The sequence below is a fragment of the Vibrio sp. M260118 genome, assembly GCF_036533755.1.
Lineage (GTDB): Bacteria > Pseudomonadota > Gammaproteobacteria > Enterobacterales > Vibrionaceae > Vibrio.
The window spans coordinates 1-4840 of sequence record NZ_JATABG010000283.1 but is presented as its reverse complement, the minus strand read 5'-3'; the positions used below and the strand labels follow the sequence as shown (position 1 = coordinate 4840).

5 protein-coding genes, 1 pseudogene and 1 riboswitch are annotated in these 4840 nt (G+C 45.2%); of the genes and pseudogenes, 4 read left to right on the top strand and 2 right to left on the bottom strand.

Annotation, left to right across the window (positions count from 1 at the left end):
- Nucleotides 1-105 precede the first annotated feature (105 nt).
- Nucleotides 106-264 (bottom strand): hypothetical protein, encoded by a 159-nt coding sequence (locus QTO00_RS14985; protein WP_038204963.1) that lies wholly within the window; start codon nt 262-264, stop codon nt 106-108.
- A 242-nt stretch (nt 265-506) separates the two neighbouring features.
- Here QTO00_RS14985 and QTO00_RS14980 point away from each other — a divergent pair, with 242 nt between their 5' ends.
- The 4 genes from QTO00_RS14980 (at nt 507) to QTO00_RS14965 (ending at nt 4748) form a co-directional block, all read left to right on the top strand.
- The gene (locus QTO00_RS14980; protein ID WP_331425506.1) at nt 507-845 is read left to right on the top strand and encodes a 50S ribosome-binding protein YggL; all 339 of its coding nucleotides are present in this window, start codon (nt 507-509) and stop codon (nt 843-845) included.
- Nucleotides 846-1271: 426 nt separating this feature from the next.
- Nucleotides 1272-1365: riboswitch (glycine riboswitch) on the top strand.
- A 110-nt stretch (nt 1366-1475) separates the two neighbouring features.
- Nucleotides 1476-2846, top strand: a complete 1371-nt coding sequence (locus QTO00_RS14975) for an alanine/glycine:cation symporter family protein (protein ID WP_331425505.1) — start codon at nt 1476-1478, stop codon at nt 2844-2846.
- Nucleotides 2847-2991: 145 nt separating this feature from the next.
- Nucleotides 2992-4005, top strand: a complete 1014-nt coding sequence (locus QTO00_RS14970) for a DUF2817 domain-containing protein (protein ID WP_331425504.1) — start codon at nt 2992-2994, stop codon at nt 4003-4005.
- A gap of 44 nt (nt 4006-4049) precedes the next feature.
- Nucleotides 4050-4748 (top strand): alpha/beta fold hydrolase, encoded by a 699-nt coding sequence (locus QTO00_RS14965; RefSeq protein ID WP_331425503.1) that lies wholly within the window; start codon nt 4050-4052, stop codon nt 4746-4748.
- On the opposite strand, the pseudogene QTO00_RS14960 reads toward QTO00_RS14965, so the two are convergent.
- Nucleotides 4745-4840, bottom strand: a pseudogene (locus tag QTO00_RS14960) (LysE family translocator); the annotation flags it as partial. The gene QTO00_RS14965 and the pseudogene QTO00_RS14960 overlap by 4 nt on opposite strands.

Genomic DNA, 4840 nt, shown 5'->3' with positions numbered 1-4840 from the left:
CAATAATAATGTAGAGATGCGTTCGCTTATCGCGCTCTTCGATGACAACTACGTCTTCGTTCTCTGGGTGATCTGTATGTTCGTTCACTTAGTAGCTCCTGAAGGTTAGCGAATTAATTCGGTAATCATGAGTGTAGATGTGTATAGCAAGAAGCCCGATATAAGAGTAATAACCACGTACTTTTGCAGCTTTTCACTAGTACGATAACGAATCAAAACAAACGCTAAAGCCACTAAAAATGCAATTGCAAGTAACCTTGTCATAACCACTCCTTAGGCAGACTTTCTATTCATTACTTTATACCATTTTTCACCAAAAATAGTCAGCACAAGGTAGTTTTAGTCCCTGATTAGATAAAATAAATTGATTCAAATGGTTACTATGCAGTTTGAAGCTGTATGAATGGATGAAAAATCATACAGCCGTCCCTAGCCCCTAGCATTTTATTTGGTTGCTGAGTCAATCTAAGGTATAAATACCTAACCAAATCAATCGAGATCAAATAATGAAACCATACAAGTTAGACAATAAAAAACGCCGTATTCAAAAGAAACTATTTCTGGGCGAGTTTGCCATGCTCGGTTTCGAACTAAGCTGTGAAACAACCATCACTGATTTCGACAAGTATGACGTGTTTGTCGATGAGTTTATCGACTACATCGACAGCTTAGGTCTATGTTTTGGCGGCGGTGGCCTTGAGTTGTTTGAAGGCTTTCTTTGCTGCAACGCACGCTACGCAGACGTAACTGAAGAGCAAAAAACTCAAGTTGTTGCGTGGTTAGAAGCGCGTGAAGAAGTAAAATCAGTACAGGCAAGTGAACTTGTAGACGCAAACTACTTCTAATTTTGGTTCTAAACCATTGTTCAAATAGCGCCTTTCCCGGCGCTATTTTTTTATTGTCCTATACCCTTCATTCTGGAATCTGCCGCTTTGTTAACTACGCCAATTCCTCCTAATCACACACAACATCTATGCTCATAGGGCAGAATTTCCTCGCTGCAACTCCAATTATTTTGGTATACATCAACTCCAACCTACTCTTTATTCATTTGATTATAAATTCCCTATTGAAATACCAAAAAAAGATGATAGAGTTCACACATCGATAGCAACCAGTGCTATCGACTAACAATTACCCAATTAATAAAGTAATTGTTCCGATGAAGACTGCAGGAGAGTGGTTATTTACCAAACATTAACATTTGGAAAGAATAACCTACCGAAGAAGTAAATCTTTCAGGTGCCACCTAGGTGGCGGGGACTGTAGTTGGAGGAGCCTCTGGAGAGAACCGTTAGATCGGTCGCCGAAGGAGCAAGCCTATTTTAGGTGAAACTCTCAGGTACAAAGGACAGAGGAGTGAAAAGACATTTCAGCTATTTCGCTATTCTGCCTGTAGCTAATCGAGATCAATTCATTGATCTCTGCACTTTCACTCTTCTCCTTAAATAAGCATTATCACTTAAGGGGAAATCATGGATAACCTTCAATCTTTACTTAAAACTATCGACAGCTTTGTCTGGGGTCCACCACTATTAATTCTACTTGTGGGTACCGGTGTCTACTTCACTTTTCGTTTGGGATTACTCCAGTTTAGACATTTGCCAACCGCTTTGAAGATGGTCTTTAGTAAAGATGATTCAAAAAAACAGGGCGACGTGTCCAGCTTTGCGGCGTTATGTACTGCCCTATCTGCAACAATCGGTACCGGTAACATTGTTGGTGTCGCTACCGCCATTAAACTCGGTGGCCCTGGCGCTCTATTCTGGATGTGGCTCGCTGCCCTATTCGGCATGGCAACCAAATACGCGGAATGTCTGCTTGCGGTAAAATACCGTAAGGTCGACAGCAAAGGTCAGATGATCGGCGGCCCAATGTACTACCTGCAGTACGGTGTGGGTTCAAAAGCGCTAGCCGTTATGTTTGCGATTTTTGCGCTTGGCGTCGCTTGTTTTGGCATTGGTACCTTCCCACAGGTCAACGCAATTCTAGACGCAAGCGAAATCTCGTTTGGCGTGTCGCGGGAAATCTCAGCTAGCGTTCTTACCCTGCTTGTGGCTTTCGTAACACTTGGCGGTATTCAATCCATTGCTAAAGTGGCCGGTAAAGTGGTGCCAACTATGGCGCTGTTCTACGTGCTAGCATGTTTGAGCGTGATTATCATGAACGCAGACAAACTGTACGATGCGGTTGAACTGGTTCTAGTGTCTGCCTTTACACCAACGGCAGCAACGGGTGGTTTCTTGGGCGCAAGCATTATGCTAGCCATTCAGTCGGGTATCGCGCGTGGCGTATTCTCTAACGAATCTGGATTAGGTAGCGCACCAATGGCAGCGGCCGCAGCCAAGACTGACTCTTGTGTTAGACAAGGTCTGATCTCGATGACGGGTACCTTCTTTGACACCATCATCATCTGTACCATGACAGGTCTTGCTCTAATCCTAACAGGTGCGTGGCAAAGTGACTTTGCTGGCGCAGCAATGACGACTCACGCATTTGCCGTTGGCCTAAATGCCGACACGTTCGGTCCAATGTTGGTGTCTATTGGTTTGATCTTCTTCGCCTTCACCACCATTTTGGGATGGAACTACTACGGTGAACGCTGCGTCGTATTTCTACTCGGTACCAAGGCCGTACTGCCATACAAAATCATCTTCGTTGGTTTGGTCGCGTCAGGCGCATTCCTCCACCTAGATATGATCTGGATTATTGCCGATATTGTGAATGGTCTAATGGCGGTTCCAAACCTAATTGGTCTGATAGCGCTACGCCATGTAGTAGTAGAAGAGACCAAGCTCTATTTTGCGCAAATCTCTAATACTCGTAGCGACAGCGTCACCGCCTAACACTGACCTTATACGCTAGATAATACAATGCGAAGCCCACGAGCTTCGCATTGTTGCTTTAACCTTTACCAACTGACACAAATACTTCATCCTTCTGCGTTTATTTACGTTCTAAACTGGTTGCAAACCCTATTAGAGCGTCAAGATGAACCGTCATATACCACGTGAAATTGAGCATATTGAGCAATTAGCGCAGCAGTTCCCTCAACATGTACGCCTCAACCTACTCGAAGAAATTCATTACAATGGTACCGCTTTGCCAATCTACGCCCTCGAAATGGGCTCTCGCCGCTGCGATGCACCCTGTCTATTTTTTACTGGCGCCATTCATGGCGTAGAAAGAATTGGCAGTCAGATCATTCTTGCCTTCATTAAAAGCTTACTTCGCAGGCTAGATTGGGATCGGCAATTAAAAGAGCAACTGGAGGGCGTTCGGATCATTGCGGTCCCTGTCGTTAATCCGTGGGGGGTAACTCTCAAAAAACGCGCCAATCACAACGGCGTAGATCTAATGAGAAACGCGCCTGTAGAAGCCTTAAATCCTAGCTATCAACTTTACGCAGGGCAAACTGTCAGCGCTTCACTTCCTTGGTTTCGAGGCAACCCAACTAATATGGAGCAAGAGCTTCAGGCGTTGTCACGCTGCATCCTAGATATCACTGTGCAAACTCGCTCTACCATCTTGTTAGACCTTCACAGCGGGTTTGGTACTCGTGACCGACTTTGGTTTCCCTATGCCCATAGCCAACTAGCTCCAAGCAACTTGCACCAGTATTATTTAATTTATCGGCGATTTCGAAAAAGCTATCCGCACTACGAGCTTTACCAGTTCGAGCCTCAATGGCATCAATACACCACTCACGGTGATTTTTGGGATTGGATGCTGATCAAGCATCAAACTAAATCAACCAATCACTTCTTACCCTTAACGCTAGAACTAGGCTCATGGCTTTGGGTGAAAAAGAATCCAATCCAACTTTTAAAATTTAGCCAAATTTTTCATCCAACTAAGCCTCATCGTATAAAACGAGTACAACGTCGCCACAGCACTCTGCTAAGCTATTTAATTCAGGTACTCGATAGCGATTTGATCGAAAAAATGACAGCAGAAGAGCAACAAAAGTACACACAGAAGGCCAAGAAATTATGGTTCCGATAGTCTTAGTGCGTGGGTTATTAAGAGAGAGCGGTCATTGGAAATATATGATCGAAGCCCTCACTGAAGCTTCTCCCGAGTTAATGATTATTACGCCGAACGTTCCTGGCAATGGCGCACTCTATGACCAACAAAGCCCACTGAGTATTGAGAAGATGCTGCCCGAAGTACTCAAGCAATTACCAAGTGATTGCGAGCGCTATCATCTGGTCACCATTTCCATGGGCTCCATGCTCGCTTGCGAATGGGCACATACCCTACCCGGTCAAGTGGCGAGCTTAACCTTGATCAACCCAAGCTTTGCTCGCTACAGCCCGTTTTGGCAGCGAATAAACCTTAACGCGCTAATGCGCATAGCAGCGTCGAGCTTAAAGGGAAGCAGAGCTTTTCAGCAAGCGATTTTAGACTGGACTAGCCCTATTAACGCCAAGCAACCACAGGTGCTTGAGCATCACCTTAATCTGGCGAACCAACATCCGGTCAGCGGCGAAAATGCACGTCGCCAGTTGTATGCTGCTGCAAAATATAAGGGACGCCCCTCTCCACCAGCATGTCCTACTCAGATAGTTGTGAGTCGTGACGATAAACTCGTCGATAGTCGATGTAGTGAGGCGATTGCCAAGGCTTGGAAGGTAGAGATAAAACGCTTTGATTGCGATGCGCACGACTTACCTTTAGCTAAGCCGCACGCCCTGACTGACCACTTGCTGCACTGGTTAGCAAATGTCGAGTTGTCGGTTGACTAAACCTGTGGCTTTTCGACTAACAGTTTAATCCCAAGTACAACTAAAACGGCACCTGTCGACCCTTCCATCCAACGTGTAAATCTTGGGCTCTG